General features: G+C 54.4%; 15 protein-coding genes. 2 read left to right on the top strand and 13 right to left on the bottom strand.

What is annotated here, in order from left to right; genetic code table 11:
- The 4 genes from malP to glpE form a co-directional block, all read right to left on the bottom strand.
- Nucleotides 1-2,406: a maltodextrin phosphorylase gene (gene malP, locus ACPXSQ_RS20545; RefSeq protein WP_072138369.1), complete on the bottom strand. Its 2,406-nt coding sequence runs from the start codon at nt 2,404-2,406 to the stop codon at nt 1-3.
- Between the two features lie 153 nt (nt 2,407-2,559).
- On the bottom strand, nt 2,560-3,318 hold the full coding sequence (locus tag ACPXSQ_RS20540) for a DeoR/GlpR family transcriptional regulator (RefSeq protein ID WP_013027531.1): 759 nt from the start codon (nt 3,316-3,318) through the stop codon (nt 2,560-2,562).
- Nucleotides 3,319-3,357: 39 nt separating this feature from the next.
- Nucleotides 3,358-4,176, bottom strand: a complete 819-nt coding sequence (glpG, locus tag ACPXSQ_RS20535) for a rhomboid family intramembrane serine protease GlpG (RefSeq protein ID WP_013027532.1) — start codon at nt 4,174-4,176, stop codon at nt 3,358-3,360.
- A gap of 29 nt (nt 4,177-4,205) precedes the next feature.
- Nucleotides 4,206-4,532: a thiosulfate sulfurtransferase GlpE gene (glpE, locus tag ACPXSQ_RS20530; protein WP_014604842.1), complete on the bottom strand. Its 327-nt coding sequence runs from the start codon at nt 4,530-4,532 to the stop codon at nt 4,206-4,208.
- A gap of 226 nt (nt 4,533-4,758) precedes the next feature.
- Here glpE and glpD point away from each other — a divergent pair, with 226 nt between their 5' ends.
- The gene (glpD, locus tag ACPXSQ_RS20525) at nt 4,759-6,264 is read left to right on the top strand and encodes a glycerol-3-phosphate dehydrogenase (RefSeq protein ID WP_014604841.1); all 1,506 of its coding nucleotides are present in this window, start codon (nt 4,759-4,761) and stop codon (nt 6,262-6,264) included.
- A gap of 1,596 nt (nt 6,265-7,860) precedes the next feature.
- On the opposite strand, the gene glgP is transcribed toward glpD, so the two are convergent.
- The 6 genes from glgP to asd all read right to left on the bottom strand — a co-directional run bounded on the left by glgP (nt 7,861) and on the right by asd (nt 19,289).
- Nucleotides 7,861-10,308: a glycogen phosphorylase gene (gene glgP, locus ACPXSQ_RS20520; protein WP_013027535.1), complete on the bottom strand. Its 2,448-nt coding sequence runs from the start codon at nt 10,306-10,308 to the stop codon at nt 7,861-7,863.
- Between the two features lie 18 nt (nt 10,309-10,326).
- Nucleotides 10,327-11,760, bottom strand: a complete 1,434-nt coding sequence (glgA, locus tag ACPXSQ_RS20515; RefSeq protein ID WP_014604840.1) for a glycogen synthase GlgA — start codon at nt 11,758-11,760, stop codon at nt 10,327-10,329.
- Nucleotides 11,761-11,823: 63 nt separating this feature from the next.
- A complete protein-coding gene (glgC, locus tag ACPXSQ_RS20510; RefSeq protein ID WP_014604839.1) occupies nt 11,824-13,116 on the bottom strand; it encodes a glucose-1-phosphate adenylyltransferase in 1,293 nt (430 codons plus the stop codon).
- Between the two features lie 13 nt (nt 13,117-13,129).
- Nucleotides 13,130-15,109 carry a glycogen debranching protein GlgX gene (glgX, locus tag ACPXSQ_RS20505; protein ID WP_426144262.1) on the bottom strand — a complete coding sequence of 660 codons (1,980 nt, stop codon included), beginning with the start codon at nt 15,107-15,109 and terminating at the stop codon, nt 13,130-13,132.
- A complete protein-coding gene (gene glgB, locus ACPXSQ_RS20500; protein WP_014594798.1) occupies nt 15,106-17,289 on the bottom strand; it encodes a 1,4-alpha-glucan branching enzyme in 2,184 nt (727 codons plus the stop codon). Before glgB ends, glgX begins: the two co-directional genes overlap by 4 nt.
- A gap of 890 nt (nt 17,290-18,179) precedes the next feature.
- Nucleotides 18,180-19,289, bottom strand: coding sequence for an aspartate-semialdehyde dehydrogenase (gene asd / locus ACPXSQ_RS20495; protein WP_014594799.1), 1,110 nt, complete (start codon nt 19,287-19,289; stop codon nt 18,180-18,182).
- A gap of 219 nt (nt 19,290-19,508) precedes the next feature.
- Between asd and ACPXSQ_RS20490 the strand changes: the two genes are divergently transcribed.
- Nucleotides 19,509-20,102 carry a YhgN family NAAT transporter gene (locus ACPXSQ_RS20490; RefSeq protein WP_006121032.1) on the top strand — a complete coding sequence of 198 codons (594 nt, stop codon included), beginning with the start codon at nt 19,509-19,511 and terminating at the stop codon, nt 20,100-20,102.
- Nucleotides 20,103-20,146: 44 nt separating this feature from the next.
- Here ACPXSQ_RS20490 and gntU read toward each other — a convergent pair whose 3' ends face one another.
- From gntU to gntR, 3 genes are all read right to left on the bottom strand, one after another.
- Entirely contained in the window at nt 20,147-21,487 is a 1,341-nt protein-coding gene (gntU, locus tag ACPXSQ_RS20485; protein ID WP_013027541.1) for a gluconate transporter, read from the bottom strand.
- Nucleotides 21,488-21,490: 3 nt separating this feature from the next.
- Entirely contained in the window at nt 21,491-22,027 is a 537-nt protein-coding gene (gntK, locus tag ACPXSQ_RS20480; protein ID WP_013027542.1) for a gluconokinase, read from the bottom strand.
- 141 nt (nt 22,028-22,168) lie between these two features.
- Entirely contained in the window at nt 22,169-23,164 is a 996-nt protein-coding gene (gene gntR / locus ACPXSQ_RS20475) for a gluconate operon transcriptional repressor GntR (RefSeq protein WP_013027543.1), read from the bottom strand.
- Nucleotides 23,165-23,235: the final 71 nt, after the last annotated feature.

Here is a 23,235-nt window from a genome sequence, read left to right as displayed (position 1 = left end):
TTAGCGTTGCGCCTGCCAGATGCGCTGTTGATAGTCCCGAATCGACCGATCCGAACTAAAAATACCGGTTCGCGCCGTGTTGAGAATGGCGGCGCGCGTCCAGGCTTCCCGATCGCGCCACAAGGCCTCAACCCGTTTCTGCGCATCGATATAGGCCTGATAATCCGCCAGCACCAGCCAGGGATCGCCATTTTTTGTCAGGCTATCCAACATTAGGTTGAATGCATGCTTATCGCCATGACTGAACGTTCCTTTTTTCAGTGATCTCAACAGTTCATCCAGTTCCTTGTTGTGCTTACGGACTTTTTGCGGTTTGTAGCCTCCGGCCTTGAGGGCTTTAACGTCATCCACGGTATTGCCAAAAATAAAGATATTTTCTGCCCCTACCTGCTCCGCAATTTCCACGTTGGCGCCATCCAGCGTGCCGATAGTCAGCGCGCCATTCAGTGCAAGTTTCATGTTGCCGGTGCCGGAAGCTTCATAACCTGCGGTGGAAATCTGCTCTGACAGATCGGCGGCGGGAATCAGGTATTCGGCGGCCGTGATGCGGTAATCCGGAATAAAGACCACCTTCAGCTTGTCGCCGACAAGCGGATCGTTGTTCACCACCTCTGCCACCTTGTTAATGGCATAGATAATGTTCTTTGCCAGGTAGTAGCCTGGTGCCGCCTTTGCCCCAAACAGAAACACTCTGGGAATGATACTGGCGTCATTGGGGTTGTCGCGGACGTTTTTATAGCAGTGCAGAATATGGAGCAGACCCAGATGCTGACGTTTATATTCATGTAGCCGCTTGATCTGCACGTCAAAAATCGCGTTTGGGTTAACCACAATGCCGGTGTGCTGAGCAATGTAGGTGGCTAACCGCGCTTTGTTGTGTTGCTTAACCGCGCGAAAACGCTCACGGAAAACGGGATCGTCGGCGTAAGGCTCCAGGCCCTGCAGCGCGGTCAGGTTGTTGACCCATTCACGCTTCAGGGTGTCATCAATCAGGCCAGCCAGCGCAGGATTGCACTGCTTTATCCAGCGGCGCGGCGTAATGCCGTTGGTGACATTATGAAACTTCTGCGGCCAGAGCTGATGGTACTCGGGAAAAAGATCCGTCACGACCAGCCCGGAATGCAGGGCCGCCACGCCATTCACCGCAAAGCCACTGACAACGCAAAGATTAGCCATTCTGACCTGCCCCTCGGCGACCACAGCCAGTTTGTTCCAAAGCGCTTTGTCATCAGGCCAGCGCTGTTTAACCTGCTGTTTGAGGCGACGGTTGATCTCTTTGATGATCATCATGTGGCGCGGCAGCAGGCTGCGTATCAGCTTCTCATCCCAGCGCTCCAGGGCTTCGGGCATTAAGGTGTGATTGGTATAGGCAAACACGCGGCTGGTGATGTGCCAGGCCTCGTCCCAACTTAGCTGGTGCTCATCCAGCAGCAGGCGCAGCATCTCCGGAATGGCGATAGTGGGATGCGTATCGTTAAGCTGAATGACCTCAAAATCAGGCAGCGCATGAATGCTTCTCCCCGCCTGATGATGGCGACGCAAAATATCGGCCACCGCACAGGCACACTGGAAATACTGCTGCATCAGACGCAGGCGTTTGCCCTGTGGATGGTTATCATTGGGATAGAGCACTTTGGTCAGGCTGGCGGCATCAATCCCCTGCTTCTCAGCCTGCAAAAACTGACCGTCGTTGAACAGGGTCAGGTCAAAGGGATGCTCACTGGTCGCTTTCCACAGCCTCAACGGCAGGGTGACGCCATTGCGATAACCTGTTACCGGTAAATCCCAGGCTTCTCCACGAAGATAAATGGCGGGCTCCCACACTTTACGCCCGTCATCCTGCTTGATGACTTTTCCGCCCATCGCGACGCGGACATCCAGCGCGGCGTTATGCCGAAACCAGGGGTACGTCTCGCGCGCCCAGTCGTCGGGTTCCTCGACCTGTTTCCCCTCTGCAAAACGCTGGCGAAACAAACCGTACTGGTAGTTAAGCCCGTGCCCGGTAGCGGGCTGCCCAACCGTCGCCATTGAGTCCATGTAACAGGCAGCCAGCCTGCCCAGGCCACCGTTCCCCAATGCCGGATCAACTTCTTCTTCCAGTAATTCGCTTAACTCAACCTGGTATTCCGCCAGCAGGGATTTGACCTCGTCGTACCACCCCAGATTCATCAGGTTATTTCCTGTAAGGCGCCCCAGCAGAAACTCCATTGAGAGATAGTTAACGTGACGCTGGGGTTGCGAGCCCCGGACCGCCGGTTGGGCGTTGAGCAATTCGTTGACCGTGGCACTCAGTGCCTGCCACCACTGGTGTGGCGTCATTTGTTTTGCGGAGGAGAAACCAAGATGCTGCCAGTGGCGGGTTAACGCAGCCTGAAAACGGGATTTGTTGAATTTCTGCTGTGGCATATCACTCCCTTTTGTATCCATATGGTTAAAGCAAAAATGGAATGCGCATGGGCCAGCCATATTGCTGGCGGCCATGTTAATTAAATACGCGAGTGGAGAAAAAAGCGACAGGCAGGTTTGAAAAACGCCAGTGATCTGACTGGCGTGCAGGTCTCAGCAGAGTTCGAGGTGAACCTCATGCTGTTCAATAACTTTCATGATGCTGTTAGGCGGCATCTTATCGGTGTAGAGATAGTCGAGCTGGCTCATATTGCCCAGATTGACCATCGCGTTACGGCCAAATTTCGAGTGGTCTACCACCAACATGACACAGCGGGAGTTTTCGATGATGGCGCGTTTGGTACGGACTTCGTGGTAGTCAAACTCCAGCAGCGATCCGTCCATATCGATGCCGCTGATCCCGAGGATGCCGTAATCAAGACGAAACTGTGAAATAAAGTCCAACGTCGCTTCCCCCATGACTGCGCCATCACGGGTACGCACTTCTCCACCGGCGATAATGACCCTGAAGTCTGGCTTGCCCATCAACAGCATTGCCACGTTCAGGTTGTTGGTCACCACGCGTAAATCGCTATGGTTTAACAACGCATGTGCCACGGCTTCTGGTGTGGTACCGATATCGATAAACAGCGTCGCCCCGTCCGGTATCTGGCTGGCCACCCGCTGTGCGATACGCGCTTTTTCAGCTGACCACATCATCTTGCGATCCTGCCAGGCGGTATTCTCTGAACTGGAAGGCAAGGCTGCGCCGCCGTGGTGGCGCTGAATTTTATTTTGATCGGCAAGGTCGTTTAAATCACGACGAATCGTTTGTGGGCTGACCTCGAAATGATCGACCAGCTCCTCAGTACTGACATATCCCTGACGCCGAACCAGATCAATAATGGCGTCATGACGTTGCGTCTGCTTCACATTCCTCTCCTGTTTCGGGCTTATTCTTATTCGTTGTGACTACCGTTTACGCTTGCGTGTGTCGACAAACGCCATTGCCAGTCCGACAAGCAGGCCACCAACGTGTGCTGCGTTAGCGATAGCCAGACCAAATGCACCAAACCAGCCCACCACCAGCCAGACAAGTGCAAAGCCGATTAACCCACGCTCCAGATAAACACCGCTGTCGGGATCGCGTTCACCGCGCAGCCAGCAGTATCCCATCAGCGCATAGACCACACCGGACAGGCCGCCAAACCAGATACCGCTAAATTTCGACTGAAGCCAGCCGCTGAGCAGTGCAGAAATGATAAAAATAACAAAAAGCTTACCGCTGCCCAGACGTTTTTCTACGGCTCCACCGAGATACCACCACCACATCAGATTAAACAGGATGTGCAACAGTGAAAAGTGAAGTAGCACATGGCTGAACCAGCGCCAGATCTCAAAATGTTGATCGGCATCTGGCCACGCCAGCCAGTACATTACGGTACGATCGCCCAGTACCTGCATCAGCACAAATACCGCAATACAGGCAAACATAACCACCATGGTCAACGGCCCGGCACGCTCACGGATGTTTGCCCAGATATTGCTTCGCTCATAGCGCAACCCGCTGTCGGTTTTACCACTGTGCCAGCTTGCCGCCTGGTAGCGCGGATGGTTGGGATCGCGCACAAACTGCTGAAGTTCGTTTTCGACCATCGAAAGCTGGCTTTCATCATCCAGCATAATGACGTAATGACTTTCACGTTCAATACGCAATTTCACGCCGCGCGTTGCCATATAGTCAACAAAAGCCTGCGCCATGCGCGGCTGGTTAAATTGGGTAATGCGCATTACTCACTCTCCGTGTTACGCCTGACCAGTCACTCAGCGCCACTGGTCACCTGTTGAGGGAAGGCGGCGCGCCAGGCATCAAACCCGCCATCAATACTGTAAGCAGTGGTAAATCCCTGGGCGTGCAGATAATCCGCTGCACTTTTACTGCTGTTGCCGTGATAGCACATTACCAGCACCGGCAGGCTTGTATCGGTTGAACTGATAAAATCATTAAGGTTGTTATTCGATAAATGCAAGGCGCCGTTGGCATGACCAAGAGCAAAACTTTGCGCATCGCGGATATCCACCATTACTGCGCCTTGTGCCAGCCGCTGTTGAGCCTGATGAACATCAATACATTGGTAAGTTTCCATGGTGTCTCTCATAACATCATCAAAATGACGTCTAGTGTAACCTGATAATCCTCGCCAATAACCTGACAATCACTACGGCTATTCACCTTTGCGCCCAGATAATGTTATCCATATCACGCAAAATTGTTTTTAGGTGGTTAAATACTGGCATCAATGTTGGTTTGCGATTATGATTATGCTCGAAAACGAACATAAGTGAACTATTCCGAACATCGGAGGAGACAACGTGGAAACCAAAGACCTGATCGTTATCGGCGGCGGCATCAACGGTGCTGGCATCGCAGCAGACGCTGCAGGACGCGGACTGTCGGTGTTAATGCTAGAGGCGCGGGACCTGGCTTGCGCGACCTCTTCCGCCAGCTCAAAGCTGATTCACGGTGGCCTGCGCTACCTTGAACATTATGAATTCCGTCTGGTGAGCGAAGCGCTGGCCGAGCGCGAAGTGCTGTTAAAGATGGCACCCCATATCGCATTCCCAATGCGCTTTCGCTTACCACACCGCCCGCATCTGCGTCCGGCGTGGATGATCCGTACTGGCCTGTTTATGTACGATCACCTGGGCAAGCGCACGAGCCTGCCGGGCAGTAAAAGCCTGAGCTTTGGTGCAGAGTCTGCACTTAAGCCTGAAATTAAGCGCGGTTTTGAGTATTCCGACTGCTGGGTGGACGATGCCCGAATGGTGGTACTCAATGCGCAGGAAGTGGTTAAACATGGTGGTGAGGTGCGTACCCGCACTCGCGTGACTCGCGCATGGCGTGAGAACGGCCTGTGGATGGTAGAAGCTGAGGATATCGACAGCGGCAAAACCTTCACCTGGCAGGCCAAAGGCCTGGTCAACGCCGCCGGTCCATGGGTTAAGCAGTTCTTCGACGATGGCCTGGAGCTGAAATCGCCTTACGGTATTCGCCTGATCAAAGGCAGCCATATTGTGGTGCCGCGCGTTCACAATGAGAAGCAGGCTTATATCCTGCAAAACGAAGATAACCGTATTGTGTTTGTTATTCCGTGGATGGATGAGTTTTCTATCATCGGCACCACCGACGTGGAATACAAAGGCGATCCGAAAAGCGTCGCTATTGATGATAATGAAATCGACTACATCCTGAAGGTGTACAACGGCCATTTCAAAAAGCAGCTGACGCCTGACGACATTGTGTGGACCTATTCCGGCGTGCGTCCGCTTTGTGATGACGAGTCCGATTCGCCGCAGGCGATCACTCGCGATTACACCCTGGATGTCCGCGATGACAACGGTCAGACGCCGCTGTTGTCCGTTTTCGGTGGTAAATTAACGACTTACCGTAAACTGGCCGAGCATGCGCTGGAGAAGTTGTCGAAGTATTATCCTGATGCGGGCGCAGCATGGACTAAAAACTGCGTGCTGCCCGGCGGTAATATTTCCGGCAGCAGCGACGATTACGCTGCCAGCCTGCGCCGCCGTTACCCGTTCATTACTGAAAACATGGCACGTCACTACGCCCGCACTTACGGTAGCAGCACCGAAGTGCTGCTTAAAGACGCGACATCGCTGGAAGACCTGGGTGAAAACTTCGGTCATGAGTTTTATGAGGCGGAGTTACGTTACCTTGTGCAGCATGAGTGGGTGCGTGAAGTGGATGATGCTATCTGGCGCCGTACCAAGCAAGGTATGTGGCTGAACGAAGCCCAGCAGGCACGCATTGCCGAATGGCTGGCGGCTAAGGCGAAGCCTACGCTGTCGCTGGCATCGTAGTCGCGCGTCAGCGCTGAAAGCGCGGTGCAACAGGTTGCGGCCTGTTGTGCCGCTTTTTTTTGCCTTAGCGGCGGCGTGTCAAGGTTCATTGCATGAACGTGGCTTTTGGTTGGTTGCCTGAGCGGCATCCAGTTATGTAACTCTGAGAAGGTTTCGCTCGCCAGGCGGCGGGCAGTTTCAGTCCGCCCCGTGCGGGCGACCGACAAGGGGCCGCCAGTCGCCGCGGCCCCTTGACCCCCGGCTCCCGTCCTGCCCACCCGCCGCTGCGCGGTGCCTTCGCTGCTTCAGGATTTCTGCCGGACCGCCCGGACGCGCCATCCCTGGCGCGGCCTGACTTTCGCCGACGTCCTGTCGGCTCATCCGGAAATCCTGCATCCGCTCAGCGGTACGGGAAGGCCGGCCCAACTCCCCCGCTTTGATAACTGTGTGAAAACCAACGCCTGTATCGCTTCAGATGTCAGAAAACATCGCTTCAGATGCCAGAAAAGCATCACAGCTTATTGCTGTTCATTTTTTCATTTTCGTCAGGCCTTCCTGTCTTCAGTTCTGATTGCGCATGTTCACAACAAGCAGGCAAAGCAGGCCTTTGGGAAAAATATACGCCCTCACAGGCGAGGGTTTGCTCGAGGCATCCGCCGCGCTGAGGAGAGAACGGAGGCTAGGACGGCGCGGCATGGAAGCCGCGACGAGGACGGCTGCGCCAAGGATGGCGCATCCGGACGGTCCGTCAGGCCACAGTGAATGACGAAGGAACAGCGGCGGCTGCCGGACGCCGGGATTGTTAAGGGGCTGGCGCGAGCCCCTTAACCCGACCGCCTGCACGGACAGGCTGAAACTCCCCGGCGCCTGGCGGGCGGAACCTGCTCAGAGCATAACGGTATGCTCACCGCCTCACAGGCAGAGCCAAACCCAATGATGAATAAGCCCTCACAGGCAGGGGTTTTCCGGAGGCATACGCCGCGCTGAGGAGAGAACGGAGGCCAGGACGGCGCGGCACGGAAGCCGCGACGAGGACGGCTGCGCCAGGGATGGCGCATCCGGACGGTCCGTCAGGCCGCAGTGAGTGACGAAGGTACAGCGGCGGCTGCCGGACGCCGGGATTGTTAAGGGGCTGGCGCGAGCCCCTTAACCCGACCGCCTGCACGGACAGGCTGAAACTCCCCGGTGCCTGGCGGGCGGAACCTGCTCAGAGCATAACGGTATGCTCACCGCCTCACAGGCAGAGCCAAACCCAATGAGGAATAAGCCCTCACAGGCGGGGGTTTTCAGAAGGCATCCGCCGCGCTGAGGAGAGAACGAAGGCCAGGACGTCGCGGCACGGAAGCCGCGACGAGGACGGCTGCGCCAGGGATGGCGCATCCGGACGGTCCGTCAGGCCGCAGTGAGTGACGAAGGTACAGCGGCTGCTGCTGCCGGACGCCGGGATTGTTAAGGGGCTGGCGCGAGCCCCTTAACCCGACCGCCTGCACGGACAGGCTGAAACTCCCCGGCGCCTGGCGGGCGGAACCTGCTCAATGCAAGACCGTGCCCCCACACCTGCCAGGTGCACAACCGTTGCGGGGGGAACCTGCTCAGAGCAGAAACGTTACCGCCAAACTACAACCTTACCGGCGAAATATTCCAAATCTCATCCGCATATTCCTGAATCGTACGGTCAGACGAGAAATAGCCCATGCCAGCAATGTTCATAGCCGCCCGGTGCTGCCAGACATCCGGCTGGCGATACAGTTCATCAACCTTATCCTGCGTATCCACATAGCTGCGGTAATCTGCCAACAGCTGATAGTGATCGCCGAAGTTGACCAGCAGGTCGAACAGATTACGGTAACGGCCGGGATCCTGCGGACTAAAGACGCCTGAGGCCAACTGAGTCAGCACCTGATGCAACTCTGCATCTTCTTCATAGTATTTACGCGGGTTATAACCTGCTTTACGCAAGGCTTCGACCTGCGGCGTTGTGTTACCAAAAATGAAGATGTTCTCTTTACCCACATGCTCCAGCATTTCAACGTTGGCCCCGTCCAGCGTGCCGATAGTCAACGCGCCGTTGAGCGCAAATTTCATATTACTGGTACCCGATGCTTCGGTACCTGCCGTTGAAATCTGCTCAGAGAGATCGGCAGCAGGAATAATAATCTGCGCCAGACTCACGCTGTAGTTAGGAATAAATACGACCTTGAGTTTGTTTTTAACCTGAGGATCGTTGTTGATGACCTTAGCCACATCGTTAATCAGATGAATAATGTGCTTGGCAACGTAGTAAGCGGACGCGGCTTTACCTGCAAAAATGTTAACACGCGGCACCCACTCGGCGTCCGGATCGGCTTTGATGCGGTTGTAGCGCGTAATCACGTGCAAAACGTTAAGCAACTGGCGCTTGTACTCATGGATGCGCTTAATCTGTACGTCAAACAGCGCGTTAGGATCGATAACGACATCCAGATTCTTCGCCACCCAGATCGCCAGACGTTTTTTGTTTTCCAGCTTGGCTTCGGCCACTTTCTCAATAAACGCAGGATAATCAACACAGCTTTTGAGTTCACTGAGCTGGCTTAGATCGGTGCGCCAGTTACGGCCAATTTGTTCGTCCAGCAATTCTGACAGTGGCGGATTAGCCAGCGCCAGCCAGCGACGTGGCGTTACGCCGTTGGTTTTGTTACAGAATCGGCCTGGGAACAGCCGCGAGAAATCGGCAAACAGGGACTGAACCATCAGGTTAGAGTGCAGTTCAGAAACGCCGTTAACCTTATGACTGACAACAACAGCCAGCCAGGCCATACGTACCCGACGCCCGTCGTTCTCGTCGATGATCGAAATACGCGACAGCAGATCCCAGTCGTCTGGATAGTATTCCTGAATCGTTTTAAGGAAAAAATCGTTGATTTCAAAGATGATGCTCAGATGACGCGGCAGGATCTTACCGATCATATCTACCGGCCAGGTTTCCAGGGCTTCAGTCATTAACGTGTGGTTGGTGTAAGAGAACACCTGGCAGCACACATCAAACGCATCATCCCAGGTGAATTTATGCTCATCAATCAACAACCGCATCAGCTCAGGAATCGCTAACACCGGATGTGTGTCATTAAGGTGAATGGCGATTTTATCAGCCAGATTGTTCCAGGTGCGGTGCATCATCCAGTGGCGATTCAGGATATCCTGCACGGTAGCTGACACCAGGAAGTACTCCTGACGCAAACGAAGCTCACGCCCGGAATAGGTCGAGTCATCGGGATAAAGCACGCGCGACACGTTTTCTGAGTGGTTTTTATCTTCCACAGCCGCAAAATAGTCACCCTGGTTGAATTTACCCAGGTTGATTTCGTTACTGGCCTGCGCGCCCCACAAACGTAACGTATTGGTCGAGTCAGTGTCGTAGCCAGGGATAATTTGATCGTAGGCCATGGCGAGAATTTCTTCGGTTTCCAGCCAGCGCACTTTTGCACCTTCGTGCTGAACGCGGCCACCGAAGCGAACTTTATAACGGGTGTTGAAGCGCTGAAACTCCCACGGGTTACCGTATTCCAGCCAGTAATCCGGAGACTCTTTCTGCTCGCCGTCCACAATATTTTGTTTGAACATGCCGTAATCATAGCGGATGCCGTAGCCGCGTCCGGGCATGCCCAGCGTAGCCAGAGAATCCAGGAAGCAGGCGGCAAGACGGCCTAAACCCCCGTTGCCCAGGCCGGGATCGTTCTCTTCTTCCATGAGTTCGGCCAGATCGAGGCCCATTTCGTCCAGTGCCAGATTGAGATCGTCGTAGATCCCCATGGCCAGTAGCGCATTGCCCAACGTGCGGCCCATCAGGAATTCCATCGACAGGTAATAAACCTGACGCACATCCTGGGAAAGTTGAGCACGATTAGAACGCAGCCAGCGCTCTACCATGCGATCGCGCACGGCAAGCAACGCGGCGTTGAGCCATTCATGTTTGTTCGCAATCGAAGGGTCTTTACCAATGGTGAACATCAGTTTGTAAGCGATTGAGTGCTTTAAGGCATCAACCGTCAACGTAGGTGAAGCGTAAGTGAATGGTGTATTCATTTTCTGTTTCCCAATCCGTTACAACAAACGTTGGTAAAGATCGCGGTAGGCTTGAGCGGCAACCTGCCAGCTAAAGTCCATTCCCATCGCCTGACGCTGCACATAACGCCACAGTGAAGGACGAGACCACAACACAAAAGCACGACGAATGGCCCTTAATAAGGACCAGGCATTACTGTCTTCGAAACTGAACCCACTGGCAATGCCATCCGCTAAATTTTCTAGCGAACTGTCGTTGACCGTATCCGCCAGCCCGCCCGTGCGGCGGACCAGTGGCAGCGTGCCGTATTTCAGTCCATAGAGCTGTGTCAGGCCGCAAGGCTCAAAACGGCTCGGTACCATAATGACATCGGCCCCACCAACGATGCGATGCGAGAATGCCTCGTGGTAGCCAATCTGCACGCCCACGCTGCCGGGATGTTCGGCGGCGGCGGCCAGAAAGCCCTGCTGCAGCTCAGCATCACCCTGTCCTAACAGCACCAGCTGTCCGCCCTGCGCCAGTAAACCCGGCAGCGCTTCCAGCACCAGATCCAGCCCTTTTTGCCGGGTCAGGCGGCTGATCACGGCAAACACCGGTGCTTTATCGTCAACCTTCAGTCCCATCGCAACCTGCAGCTGGCGCTTGTTTTCCGCTTTAGCTTCCAGCGTATCCCGGTTGTAGCGGGAGCTCAGCAACAGATCGTGAGAAGGATCCCAAATAGCCGGGTCCACGCCGTTCAGAACGCCGCTCAGGCGACCTTCACGCATACGCTGTGCCAGCAACGTTTCCATGCCATAGCCGTACTCTGGCGTCGTAATTTCACGCGCGTAAGTTGGGCTGACTGCCGTCACGTGGTCGGCGTAGAACAAGCCGGCCTTCAGGTAAGAGATCTGGCCAAAGAACTCCAGACCAAACATGTTAAAAAACGATTGTGGCAGCTGAATCTGATCCAAATGGTGCGCCGAAAAAAGCCCCTGATAAGCCAGGTTGTGCACGGTGAAGACAGACTTAGCCGGACGGCCACGCGCCTCCAGATAAGCACACGTCAGGCCCGCATGCCAGTCGTGTGCATGAACAATATCCGGTCGCCAGTAGCTATCCAGCCCGCAGCCTAACTCACAGCCCATCCATCCCAGTAAAGCAAAGCGCAAATAGTTGTCGACGTAGGCAAACTGCGATTCATCATGATAAGGACTGCCCGGCCGATCGTAGAGATCGGGAGCGTCGATAAGATAGATACCTACCCCATCGAATCGCCCAAAAAGCAGGCGCACCGGACCGGCAAAGGTTTGCAGTTCCGCAACCACCTGCGTATCGGGTATTCCTTTACGTAATGCAGGAAACGCGGGTAACAACACACGCGTATCTGTTCCACCCGCAATTTGTGCCTGAGGTAATGCTCCGACTACATCAGCCAGCCCGCCCGTTTTCAGCAGCGGGAAAAGTTCTGAACAGACATGTAAAACCTGCATCCTCGACCTCATTAAGTTACCAGGCACGATCCTCGTGCCGATGGGTTGTGTGCCGCTTGTCGTTTATGATCCCGCGCTATTTAGTTTGGCCAGCATGGCGCGCGTAACCAGTACAATGCCTTCTTCTGAACGGAAAAACCGGCGGCTGTCTTCATCAGGGTTTTCACCAATCACCATCCCTTCTGGCAGCACACAGGCGCGGTCAATGACGCAGCGGCGCAGACGACAGGATCGGCCGACTACCACATCAGGTAGCAGTACCGTTGAATCGATATTGCAAAATGAGTTCACCCGCACGCGGGAAAACATGACCGAATTCACCACCACCGATCCCGAGATAATGCAGCCACCGGAGACCAGTGAGTTCATCGTCATACCATGGCTGCCGGAACGGTCCTGAACAAACTTTGCCGGTGGCAAAGGTTCCATGTGCGTCCGAATCGGCCAGGTGCTGTCGTACATGTCCAGCTCGGGTGTAACAGAGGCTAAATCAAGGTTGGCGCGCCAGTAGGCTTCCAGCGTACCCACATCCCGCCAGTAGGGCGGTGCCTCGTGATCGTTTTGCACACAAGAGATCGCAAACGAATGGGCGTAGCCCTCTCCACTCGCGACCACTTTTGGCAGAATATCTTTGCCGAAATCGTGGCTTGAACCTGCTTCATGCAGGTCGGCTTCCAGCAAGCCATAGAGGTATTCGGCGTCGAAGACATAAATTCCCATACTGGCCAGCGATTTGGTGTCATCGCCCGGCATTGTCGGTGGCTTCGGCGGCTTCTCTACGAAATCGATTACTTTATTGTTTTCGTCGACGGCCATCACACCAAATGCGGTCGCCTCATGCACCGGCACGGGCAGACAGGCGATGGTGCATCGCGCATCGTTCAGCACGTGGTCCAGCAACATCCTTGAGTAATCCATCTTATAGATATGATCACCGGCCAGGATGACGACGTACTGCGCGCCATAGCGTCGGATAACGTCAAGGTTCTGTGTTACTGCATCCGCTGTTCCGCGATACCATTGCTCCGTCGAGAAGCGCTGCTGCGCAGGTAGCAGGTCAACAAATTCATTCATCTCTTCGTTGAAGATAGACCAACCACGCTGAATATGTTGAGTTAACGTATGAGACTGGTATTGCGTAATGACCCCAATGCGGCGAATCCCTGAGTTCACACAGTTGGAAAGTGCAAAGTCGATAATGCGGAATTTGCCACCAAAGTGAACGGCGGGCTTGGCACGCTTAGCGGTAAGATCGACCAGACGCGTACCGCGTCCACCAGCCAGTACAAGGGCAACGGTTTGTGTAGGGAGCTGGCGCGCCAGCATGAGATGTTCTGCTCTTTCTAATTTGACCATGTCTGACTCCTTATCATTGCTTTTGGAACACACACACAGCGTGTGCGGGACCATGCCAGACAGTTAACCGGATGGGGTGACATTCCCCGGTGAAAGGAGGAAGGACGTGCCATTCTCCGTCTGGTAAGGCGATATCACATATCGAATCTGTCGCATTTATTGTTATTAACCAGCGGTCTGAAAGCAGAATCTGCAGGCTACACATGCCCTGCTTCCAGCCAGCTTCATCTACGGGATTACCCTGGGCGTCCAGCCACTGGACATTGCCGTCATCGTTCTGCCACCAGCGATCTGCTGTGAGTGCAGGAATTCGCTTGCGCAGTTGAATCAGCGACGCCGTAAAATCGACCAGCGCTTTTTCGTCATCGTGCCAGTTGAGCCAGCTCAGAGGATTGTCCTGGCAATACGCATTGTTATTGCCCTGCTGACTTTGACCCCGTTCGTCTCCCGCCAGCAGCATGGGCGTTCCCTGAGAAAGCAGCAGCGTGGTCAGCAGCCCTTGCATGCTGCGGCGCCGGCGCTGCGCCACCTCCGCACTGCTCTCCAGACCTTCTGTACCATGATTGTGGCTATAGTTGTTACCGTGCCCGTCACGGTTTTCTTCACCGTTAACTTCGTTATGTTTATTGTTGAAACTCACGAGGTCGCGTAGGGTAAAACCATCGTGAGCGGTAATCAGATTGATGGTCGCGTGCGGCCTGCAATCGTCATGCTGAAAAAGGTCGCTTGAGGCGGCAAACCGGCAGGCAAATTCCCCCAGGCTGACGTCACCATGCAGCCATGCGCGCCGGGTCGTATCGCGAAATTGATCGTTCCATTCTGCAAAGGGCGCAGGAAAATTGCCTACCTGATAACCACCTGGACCGATATCCCAGGGCTCGGCGATCAGTTTGACTTTTGACAGTATCGGACAGGCGCGGATGGCCTCAAACAGAGCCGCATCGCGGTGATAATCCGGTTCGCGACCCAGCACCGGCGCAAGATCAAAGCGGAAACCATCGACGTGACAGACGCGCACCCAGTAGCGCAGCGCCTCCAGCGTCCAGTTCATTACCTGCGGATGGTTGAGGTTCAGGGTATTGCCGCAGCCGGTCCAGTTGTGATAATCGCCCTGTTCGTCCAGCCAGTAATAGCTGGCGTTATCAATGCCGCGAAAGGAAAGCGTCGGTCCGGTGTCATCCAGTTCCGCCGTGTGGTTAAACACCACATCCAGCAGCACCTCAATCCCGGCAGCGTGCAGACGCTTTACCGCCTGCTGAAACTCTTGCAGAGGAGACAGGCCATCCTGACCCGATGCATAGCGGGGATCGACAGCCCAGAGGGCAAAGGGGTTATAACCCCAGTAGTTAGTCAGTCCCAGGCGCAGCAGGCGAGGCTCGCTGGCGAACTGCGCAATGGGCAGGAGCTCAATGGCGGTGATGCCCATTTTCAGCAGGTAATCCACCATCACCGGATGGCCCAGAGCAGCATAGGTGCCGCGCAGGGGTTCAGGAATGCCGGGATGCAGCTGCGTCAGACCGCGGACATGCGCTTCGTAAATGACGCTATCGCCCCACGACGTGCGCGGCGGCACATCCCCTTGCCAGTCGAAATCGTCCGTCACGACAATGCTCTTGGGAGCGAGGGCGGCGTTATCACGACCATCAGGCTCGCCGTACCCGCAGTGAAAGCGCGGATCGTCGGGGACATCGCCCTGCACTGCTCTGGCGCAGGGATCGATTAACAGTTTGGCAGGATTAAAAAAGTGCCCCTGCTGGGGCGCCCACGGCCCGTGTACCCGATAGCCATAACGCTGTCCGGGCTTGAGTCCGGGCAGATAGCCGTGCCAGATATCGCCGCTTCGCTCAGTGAGTTCAACGCGCTGCTCAAGGCCGTTCTCATCGAACAGGCACAGTTCAACACGCTCAGCGTGATGGGAAAACAGCGTAAAATTGACCCCTTTCCCATCGTAGCTGGCACCCAGCGGTTGGGGATGTCCGGCACGTAATATCATTCCCCCTCCCGCACGAACCATACCGTCGCCAGTGGCGGTAAATTCAGGCTCAGCGATTGCGGGCGGCCATGACTTTCCTGCTGATCGGTGTGCACCAGATGATTGCGCACGTCGCTGCCGTGGTATTCATGCTGGTCGGTATTAAGCACTTCGCGCCAGCTGCCCGCCTGGTTCACGCCGAAGCGATAGCCCGGACGCGGGACAGGGGTAAAGTTGCTGACAACAATCACTTCATTGCCATCGCGGTCGCGACGTACAAACGCAAAGACGGAATGCTCTGCATCATCAACAACCAGCCACTCAAACCCCGCTGGATCGAAATCAAGCTGATGCAGGGAGGTGTAATGCTGATAGGTATGGTTCAGATCGCGCACCAGACGCTGAACGCCGTGATGCCAGTTGTCCTCACCTTCAAGCAGGTGCCAGTCAAGGCTGACATCGTGATTCCACTCTCTGCCCTGCGCAAATTCGTTGCCCATGAATAACAGCTTCTTACCCGGAAACGCCCACATCCAGCCGTAGTAGGCACGCAGGTTAGCGAATTTTTGCCAGGCATCTCCCGGCATGCGATCAAGAATAGAGCGTTTTCCGTGCACCACTTCATCGTGCGACAGCGGCAGGACGAAGTTTTCGCTGTAGTTGTACATGATGCCAAAGCTCATCAGATTATGATGGTAGCGGCGATGTACCGGGTCGAGTTTCATATAGTCCAGCGTGTCATGCATCCAGCCCAGGTTCCATTTGTACCAGAACCCCAGGCCGCCACCTTCAGGCGGTCGTGAAACACCAGGATAGTCTGTGGACTCTTCAGCCATCGTCACTGAACCTGGGGCGACGTGTCCCAAAGTACGGTTGGTATAGCGCAGGAAATTAATGGCTTCGAGATTTTCGCGACCACCGTATTGATTGGGGATCCACTCGCCTTCGGCGCGGCTGTAATCACGATAGATCATTGAAGCCACCGCATCGACACGCAGGCCATCAATACCGAAGCGCTCCATCCAGTACAGTGCATTGCCTGCCAGGAAGTTACTGACTTCCCGACGGCCAAAGTTGTAAATCAGCGTATTCCAGTCCTGATGGTAACCTTCACGCGGATCGCTGTGCTCATACAGTTCGGTGCCATCAAACTTCGCCAGACCAAAATCATCGCTCGGGAAATGGCCTGGCACCCAGTCCAGTAACACATTCAGCCCTGCGGCATGGGCGCTGTCGATAAAGTAGCGGAAATCATCACGGGTACCGAAACGGCGGGTGGGCGCATACATACCGAGCGGCTGATAACCCCAACTGCCGTCAAACGGATGTTCGTTAATGGGCAGCAGCTCAATATGGGTAAACCCCATCTCTTTAACGTAAGGCACCAGCTGCTCCGCCAGCTCTTTGTAACTGAGCCAGAAGTTGTCATCAGTATGGCGACGCCACGATCCCAGATGCACTTCGTAGATAGAGATGGGTTTATCAAACTCATTTGCCGCTTTGCGTGAGGCCGACATCTCCACTTTTTCGGGTAGGCCGCAAATCATTGATGCGGTTTGCGGACGCATTTGTGCTTCAAACGCTAAAGGATCGGCCTTGATACGGAGCTGTCCATGGGCATCGATGATTTCAAATTTATAGAGTTGCCCGTTAACAGCGCCAGGAACAAACAGCTCCCAGACGCCCATTTCCTGACGCAGACGCATCGGATGACGACGGCCGTCCCAAAAGTTGAAATCACCGACAACCGATACGCGGCGTGCGTTAGGTGCCCAGACACAAAAACGCGTACCAATCACACCATCAATGACGTCGCCGTGGGCGCCCAGCGTTTCATAGGGCCGCAGGTGCGTGCCTTCTGCCAGCAGCCACAAGTCCATCTCTTGCAACAAAGGGCCAAAGCGGTAGGCATCATCAATGAGGTTCTGCTGGCCGTGCCAGTTAACCGCCAGTTGATAGCGAAACGGATTTTTACGACGAGGAACGACGCCACTGAAAAAACCACGAGAATCATCACACTTCAGTTGGACCAGTTTGCGTCCTGTTGAGGTTTCAATGACCCAGACTTCCAAGGCTTCCGGAAGCAGCGCACGCACTTCAAGACCATTTTCGGTTTTATGCATCCCCAGCAGTGAAAAGGGGTCGGAATAATTACCCGCAAAAAGGGCATTGATCGCCTGGCGATCGGGTAGCTCTGACATGACTTTCTTCCTGTGATAGTTGGCAGGCGAAAAGACCACGACGTCGTGTTATCGCAGGTCTGTTGCGCTGCTCTTCATTGAGCCATGAGTACAGCGGCGTGGGTGTCAAAACGAAACGCTCCTCACCACGCGCCTCCTTAAATCACAACCAGTTAGCATCAAGCCTGTCTGCTCAATGCAAAGCCCGTAGTACCGCCAGATGCCCATCCGGCAAGCCTCCAGACATTAAATAACTTTTACTTTCACGTGCAAGCCGGCCCTGGCTAAAAAAGGCAGTCATCACCTACATCATCTGATGTAAGGCCGTTTTTAAGAGAGAACACCCGCCTTTTATTTTTGCGAACCGCCCCGCAAAAAATTAAATTATATTAATGTATAACAGATTCACGTTTCATCTTATTTAATAAAAACCGGCCACTTTTCGCTAAGAGCCCGCCATTCCGCTTAAGCCGTTCTTTTTTTCGGAAAGACCGGCCGGGAGGAGGACGTTTTAGCGCCCCGCTGCTGCACCGCGTATCTCAGGCGCCGCCGGGTTTTAGCGCAGAGCGAAGCCTCCAGCATCGCGGGTTAAGCGCTGCCAGTCAGATATGATTTATCCGCCTCATCGGTTGGATGGACGTCGGTGAAAAACAGTGCCAGTACGTTCCTCGAAAAAATGTCTTTCCCATCTACAACAACCATTTAGTTAATAAAGTAAAACAGTTAACTCGCGGCGCACCCTTGTTAAATCATAGCTTGATGACAGCGGTTATAAGAGCAGATAAGCAAAAATTTATTTCTGGACAGGCAAAAAGGGGAAGCGGATCACTTAGCGATCGTAACAGTAGAACAATTTGCAGTGATTTGTGGGAATAAGACCGGACAAGTCCGGTCTTTTGATGCTTTCAGATTTAGTCGATGAGCAAACGCAACATGCGACGCAGCGGCTCGGCAGCGCCCCAAAGAAGCTGATCGCCGACAGTAAAGGCAGAAAGATATTCTGGCCCCATATTCAACTTGCGGAGACGTCCTACCGGTGTATTCAGCGTACCGGTCACGGCGGCTGGGGTGAGTTCACGCAGGGTGAGTTCACGATCGTTAGGCACCACTTTCACCCATTCATTGTGGGAAGCCAGCAGTTGCTCAATTTCCGCCAGCGGCAGGTCTTTTTTAAGCTTCAGCGTAAAGGCCTGGCTGTGGCAGCGCAGCGCGCCCACGCGGACGCATAGCCCGTCAACCGGAATGACGCGCGGGGTCGCCAGAATTTTGTTCGTTTCGGCCTGACCTTTCCACTCTTCGCGGCTCTGACCGTTTTCGAGTTGCTTGTCGATCCACGGAATCAGGCTGCCCGCCAACGGCACGCCAAAGTTATCCGTTGGCAGCGTACCAGAGCGGGTGAAATCCGTTACGCTTCGCTCAATATCCAGAATCGCCGAAGCCGGGTTTTGCAGAGAAGTCGCCACGTGATCGTGCAACATGCCCATCTGCGTCAGCAGTTCGCGCATATGACGCGCGCCGCCGCCGGATGCAGCCTGATAGGTTGCCACTGAGGCCCATTCCACCAAATCCTGTGCAAACAGACCGCCTAGCGACATTAACATCAGGCTGACGGTGCAGTTACCGCCAACAAAGGTTTTTACGCCGCTGTCGATGCCCTGACGAATAACCTGATGGTTAACCGGATCGAGAATAATGATGGCATCGTCTTTCATACGCAGCGTTGACGCCGCATCGATCCAGTAGCCATTCCAGCCGCTGGCGCGCAGTTTTGGATAGACCTCAGAGGTGTAGTCACCGCCCTGACAGGTGATAATGATATCCAGCGCGTTCAACGCCTCGATATCAAAGGCATCCTGCAACGTACCCTGCTGCTTGCCTGCAAACGTCGGGGCCGCTTCACCGTGCTGCGAGGTGGAGAAGAAGACCGGATTGATCACATCAAAATCCCGTTCTTCGCTCATGCGGGACATCAGCACTGAGCCAACCATACCGCGCCAACCAACTAAACCTACATTCTTCATGTCATGTCCGTTTCAGGATGATAAACACCTGACTTTCTTATCGAAGGGAAAAGTGTCGTGGTACTCTCACGCCACTCTGCGTAATAATCAGATCTGCCTGTGATGATTTACTCTACAAAATGCAGCTTTTCTGGCAAGTGAATTAATGTAATCAGGCCAACTTTTTCAGCAACACCGCTAATAACCTGACTTTATCTATAACGAGAAGACGTAAAACGAATGACTGAAATGATCTCGGCAACAATATTATTGTTGTTAATAATGGATCCCTTAGGCAATTTGCCGATTTTTATGTCGGTTTTAAAGCATCTGGAACCGAAACGTCGGCGAGTCGTGCTTATTCGTGAAATGCTGATTGCGCTCATCATCATGTTGCTGTTTTTGTTTACCGGCGAGCGAATTCTGGCCTTTCTCAACCTGCGTACTGAAACCGTGTCCATATCTGGTGGCGTCATCCTGTTTTTAATCGCCATCAAAATGATTTTCCCGTCACCTGAAAGCAGTAGCACGGGCTTACCGGCGGGAGAAGAGCCTTTTCTGGTGCCGCTGGCGATTCCCCTGGTGGCCGGGCCGTCATTGCTGGCGACCCTGATGCTGCTGTCGCATCAGTATCCCAATCAAATGTCTCATCTGGTGGGTGCCCTGCTCATTGCCTGGGGCGTAACGGTCATGATTCTGCTGTTGTCAGGCCTGTTTCTTCGGCTGCTGGGCGATAAGGGCGTTAATGCGCTGGAACGTCTGATGGGATTGATACTGATTATGCTGGCAACGCAGATGTTCTTAGACGGGATTCGCGTGTATCTGAAGTTGTAACCATGGTCGATTGTAACCGGGCAGCCCTGCCCGGTTACAACGCATCAGGAAAGCAGCGTAAAGGCGATCATGCCGACTACGGCACCGACGGTGCCCAAAATGGTCTCCATCAATGTCCACGTCTTTAAGGTTTCCCCTTCCGTGGCGCCGGTAAATCGCCCAAACAACCAGAAACCTGCATCGTTAACATGGCTGATAATAATGGAACCGCCACCGATACAGATGGACAAGGCCGCCAGCTGCGCGCCGTTATAATGCAGTGGCTCAATCACAGGCATGATCAATCCCACTGTCGTCAGGCAGGCGACCGTGGCCGATCCCTGAATCACCCGGACCGCCCCAGACAGAATAAAACAGGCCAGCGCAACGGGCAGCCCGGCACCGGTCAGGGCATTTCCCAGCACAGGCCCTACGCCGGAATCGACCAGTACCTGTTTAAAGACGCCGCCCGCACCAATCACCAGCAAAATAATGCCTGCTGGCTGCAGTGCGCTGCCGCAGATCTGCATCACTTTCTCTTTTTCCATGCCCTGACGATAAGCCAGGCCGTAAATAGCCACCAGGCAGGCCAGCAGAATGGCGATAAAAGGATGGCCGATAAATTCCAGCCATTGATAAAGCGCGGTGCCTTCCGTGGTGAAGCGTGCGCCAATGGTTTTTAACCCGACCAGCACGAGAGGAAACAGGATTAACGCCAGGCTAAAACCAAAAGAGGGCAGCTTGTTTTCATCAATATCCGGCTGATGATCTTCAGGAGGCGCGCTGAACGAAACGCGTCTGGCGATAAAATTACCAAACAGCGGCCCGGCAATCAGCATGCCCGGCAGCGCAGCGCACAGGCCGATTAAAATCATCCAGCCAAAATCTGCGTGCATCTGAGACGCCAGCAACATGGGCGCAGGCCCCGGCAGCAGAAAGGCCGCGGCGGCAGCCACACCGGCAAACAGCGGTATCACTAGCTTCACCAGATTATCCCCCGTGCGTCGGGCGACGGCGAAAGCAATGCTGATAAGCAGTACCACGGCAACTTCAAAGAAGAGCGGTAAGGCACAGATTAGCCCGGCGATTCCCATGGCAAAGTGGGCGCGGTTTTCGCCAAAGGTCTTGAGCATGCGAATCGCAATTTGGTCAACGGCACCGGTTTCATGCAGGATCTTGCCGAACATCGCGCCCAGCGCCACCACAATTGCCAGAAAGCCCAGCGTGCCGCCCATGCCTTTCTGCATGGTTTCGGCGATGTTATCCAGTGGCATACCGGATAACAGCCCGGCCCCGACTGAAACCAGCATCAAGGCAAGAAAGGCATGCATGCGGGCTTTCATCACCAGAAAGAGCAGCAGCAGGACAGAGCCTGCTGCGGTTAAAATAAGTGTTGCGGTATTCATGGCCTAGCCTTGATTAATGGCGTCCTTGATGGTCGCAACCGTCGCCGCCACAACCTCATCCAGCGGGTTCGCGATATCCACGACCAGCACATCTTTTTCATCACTGCCCGGCTCTTCCAGGGTGGCAAACTGCGTCACCAGCATTTGCGGCTTGAAGAAGTGGCCTTTACGCGCCTTCAGACGGGCTTCGATGGTATCGAAATCCCCTTTCAGATACACAAAACTCAGGTTGTCATTGCCCTGACGAAGAATATCGCGGTAATGCTTTTTCAGGGCTGAACAGACGATGATGGAAATGGCCTGGGTGCGTTGCATCGCGAAAGCCGCGTCGTTCAGAGCCTGTAACCAGGGCAGACGATCGTTATCATCCAGTGGATGGCCTTCTGCCATTTTCAGGATATTGGCACGCGGATGAAGAAAATCACCGTCGAGAAACGCGGTGTTCAACTGGTGAGAAACCTGGTTAGCGACAACGGATTTACCGCTGCCTGAAACACCCATCAGAATAAAAACGTGATGTGGCGAAGATTGCGTGGTCATTTTTTACTCCGGCAAGTTCAGTCAGTCTACCATGTTACCGATAACAATGGTGGAGCACATTGTCCTGGTGGCATTCCATGCTGGCAACCTTTTTACATCCCAAAGCGTTAAAGTGTGAGCTGCTTCATAAAATCGCGTTAATCAGATACTGCCACCTTCCAGAATCTCAAAACCGATATCCAGCGGTGGTGTAACGCTGTGTTCCCCGGCGATACGCGCCAGTAATAATGCAGCAGACTCACGTCCCATTCGGTCGCGCGGGGTGAGTACCGTTGCCAGCTGCGGCGTGACAACCTGGCTAATATCATGGCCGTGGAAACCGGCAATCGCCATTTGGGAAGGCACCTTGAGTCCCTGTCGCTGACACTCAAACATCGCGCCGACCGCCAGATCGTCATTGGTACAGAACAGGCTGTCTGTCTGAGGATAACGGCGCTGCGCTTCACGCAGCAGATCGCCGCCTGCGCTAAACGAGGAGGCTTCTTCCATCATCACGCTGCGCGGCGTTAATCCGGCCTCGCGCATGGCGGCTTCATAACCGCGCTGTTTTTGCAGCGTTCGCTCATCCAGACGCGCGCCCAGATAAACGGTATGACGATGACCTTTATTGATGATTGCCAGCGTCATCTGCCGGGCCGCCTCGACATTGTCAAAGCCGACCGCCATATCAAGACAAGGGGTAACGCTGTCCATCATTTCAATGACCGGAATCCCCGCCACTTCCAGCATGCGCAACGTGCCGGGCGTGTGGGTGCGCTCCGTCAGGATAACGCCGTCGATGTTCCAGCCCAGCAGCGACCGTAGCTGACGCTCTTCTTTTTCCGGGTTATAGCCAAAGTGCGCCACCAGCGTCTGATAACCGGCCTCATCGGTGACGGCTTCAATGCCACGCAGTACATCGGCAAAAACCTGATTGGTCAGGGAAGGCAGCAACACGCCAATGGCGCGGCTGGTCGCATTCGACAGCATATCCGGGGCACGATTCGGTATGTATCCCAGTTCGTCCAGCGCCACGGCAATCTTTTTCCCCAGCGCAACGGACACCTGCTCGGGATTACGCAGATAACGACTGACAGTCATTTTGGTGATACCGATACGATCGGCAACGTCCTGTAAAACCGGTCTTTTCTTCTTCATCGTAAGCGCCTGGATAGCCCTGAAAGCAAGTTACGACGAGTCTATCACTTTTTTGCAGCCAGATTGCCAGT

Origin of the sequence: Pantoea sp. EEL5 (assembly GCF_049892805.1) — a bacterium.
In the GTDB taxonomy this organism is placed as follows: domain Bacteria; phylum Pseudomonadota; class Gammaproteobacteria; order Enterobacterales; family Enterobacteriaceae; genus Pantoea; species Pantoea ananatis.
The sequence above is the reverse complement of the archived record's forward strand: the minus strand, read 5'-3'. Positions and strand labels throughout refer to the sequence as shown.

Excerpts from the sequence above, each read along its gene's own strand:
- malP (WP_072138369.1), bottom strand. The coding sequence starts at position 2,406 with ATGCCACAGCAGAAATTCAACAAATCCCGTTTTCAGGCTGCGTTAACC.
- glpG (WP_013027532.1), bottom strand. The coding sequence starts at position 4,176 with ATGCGCATTACCCAATTTAACCAGCCGCGCATGGCGCAGGCTTTTGTT.
- glpE (WP_014604842.1), bottom strand. The coding sequence starts at position 4,532 with ATGGAAACTTACCAATGTATTGATGTTCATCAGGCTCAACAGCGGCTG.
- glgP (WP_013027535.1), bottom strand. The coding sequence starts at position 10,308 with ATGAATACACCATTCACTTACGCTTCACCTACGTTGACGGTTGATGCC.
- glgA (WP_014604840.1), bottom strand. The coding sequence starts at position 11,760 with ATGCAGGTTTTACATGTCTGTTCAGAACTTTTCCCGCTGCTGAAAACG.
- glgC (WP_014604839.1), bottom strand. The coding sequence starts at position 13,116 with ATGGTCAAATTAGAAAGAGCAGAACATCTCATGCTGGCGCGCCAGCTC.
- glgX (WP_426144262.1), bottom strand. The coding sequence starts at position 15,109 with ATGATATTACGTGCCGGACATCCCCAACCGCTGGGTGCCAGCTACGAT.
- glgB (WP_014594798.1), bottom strand. The coding sequence starts at position 17,289 with ATGTCAGAGCTACCCGATCGCCAGGCGATCAATGCCCTTTTTGCGGGT.
- asd (WP_014594799.1), bottom strand. The coding sequence starts at position 19,289 with ATGAAGAATGTAGGTTTAGTTGGTTGGCGCGGTATGGTTGGCTCAGTG.
- ACPXSQ_RS20490 (WP_006121032.1), top strand. The coding sequence starts at position 19,509 with ATGACTGAAATGATCTCGGCAACAATATTATTGTTGTTAATAATGGAT.
- gntU (WP_013027541.1), bottom strand. The coding sequence starts at position 21,487 with ATGAATACCGCAACACTTATTTTAACCGCAGCAGGCTCTGTCCTGCTG.
- gntK (WP_013027542.1), bottom strand. The coding sequence starts at position 22,027 with ATGACCACGCAATCTTCGCCACATCACGTTTTTATTCTGATGGGTGTT.
- gntR (WP_013027543.1), bottom strand. The coding sequence starts at position 23,164 with ATGAAGAAGAAAAGACCGGTTTTACAGGACGTTGCCGATCGTATCGGT.